This is a genomic window from Janibacter sp. LM (genome assembly GCF_039631275.1).
Lineage (GTDB): Bacteria > Actinomycetota > Actinomycetes > Actinomycetales > Dermatophilaceae > Janibacter > Janibacter terrae.
Window position 1 is genome coordinate 1 of sequence record NZ_JBDIVG010000074.1, and the last position, 1,436, is coordinate 1,436.

The 1,436-nt window shown below is 67.6% G+C and carries 1 protein-coding gene; it reads left to right on the plus strand.

The annotated features are described in order from the left end of the window. Positions 1-249 precede the first annotated feature (249 nt). The gene (locus ABC138_RS17475; RefSeq protein ID WP_068326595.1) at positions 250-1,395 is read left to right on the plus strand and encodes an IS110 family transposase; all 1,146 of its coding nucleotides are present in this window, start codon (positions 250-252) and stop codon (positions 1,393-1,395) included. The last annotated feature ends 41 nt before the right edge of the window (positions 1,396-1,436 follow it).

The following is a 1,436-nucleotide window of genomic DNA, read 5'->3' on the forward strand; positions in this document are numbered from 1 at the left end:
TACGACTGCGAGCATCGTGACTGCGCCACCACCTGGGGTCTGACCCTTGCTTATGACCGGCCCTGCGGGTGCCCTCGCGTTGACGTGTCGGCCCCGGGTGGTGGCGTTCACCAGGCTGCTGGCCGGGTGGGCAGTGACCTGATAGGAGCCTGACTCGACCAGGGCCTCATCGCAGTCCTGTCCGCCCACTCCGGCCAGCTGAGCCATGGACAGCCCGCCCGGAAAGTGCGAGAGAGGATCCACAGCCCGATGCCCAGCATGCAGCTTCGGCGTGACGATGTCATCGTCGGCGTCGACACCCACAAGGACAACCACGTAGCGGTCGCGATCGACGGCTTTGGCGGCCGGCTCGGCGACATCGTCGTGCCCACCACCATCGCCGGGTTTGAGGAGCTCCTCGCCTTCTGTCTGGCCTTCGTCGGGTCGGCCGGTCGGCTGATCGGGTTCGGCGTCGAGGGCACCGGCTCCTACGGGGTCGGCTTGGCGCGCTACCTGCGCAACCACGGTCACGACGTCCACGAGATCGCCCGCCCAGCACGGGCCGCGGAACGTCGACTCGCAGGGAAGAACGACACCATCGATGCCGAGCACGCTGCACGCCAGCTCCTGGCTGGGCACGGGCTGTCGACACCCAAGACCGCCGACGGCGCGGTCGAAACGATCAGGCTGGTCAAGATCGCCTACGACGGTGCCGTTCAAGCGCGGACAACCGCGATGATCACGCTCAAGGCGACCCTCGCGACCGGGAGCGAGGCGTTGCGGGCGGAGCTGGAGACGCTCACCGACCACAAGCTGATCCTCGCGTGCGCGGCGCTAGAGGGTCCGACTCCACTGCCGCCCGTGCGCCGTGGCGCACCTGCCGTTGTTGTGCCGGGCGACCCGGATGTGGCGATGCGACACGTGCTGTCCTCGATGGCGAAGCGTTGGCTGGCGCTGCACGAGGAGGCCAAGGCTCACGCCGCATCAATGAAGGCACTCACTGCGGCCGCTGCGCCCCAGCTCGTCGAGGCCGTCGGCGTCGGCTACGACACTGCGGCACAGATGCTGATCACCGCCGGCGACAACGCCAACCGGATCAAGTCCGAGGCAGCGTTTGCCAAGATGTGTGGCGCGTGCCCGATCCCGGCTGGATCCGGCAAGACCAACAGCCGGCACCGTCTGTACCGCGGCGGGAACCGGCAGGCCAACGCCGCGCTGTATCGCGTGGTCATCGTGCGCATGCGCTGGCATCAGCCGACGATCGACTACGTGGCCCGTCGCACCGCCGAGGGCATGTCGAAGCGGGAGATCATCCGGTGCCTGAAGCGGTACCTCGCTCGCGAGCTCTTCCGCCTGCTGCCGGCCCCGGACGCCATCGCCAAGCCCGTTAATGGAGAGCTCGAAATCGCGGCCTGATCGACTTGACGATCTATAGGAGCATCAACGCGCTGATGGAG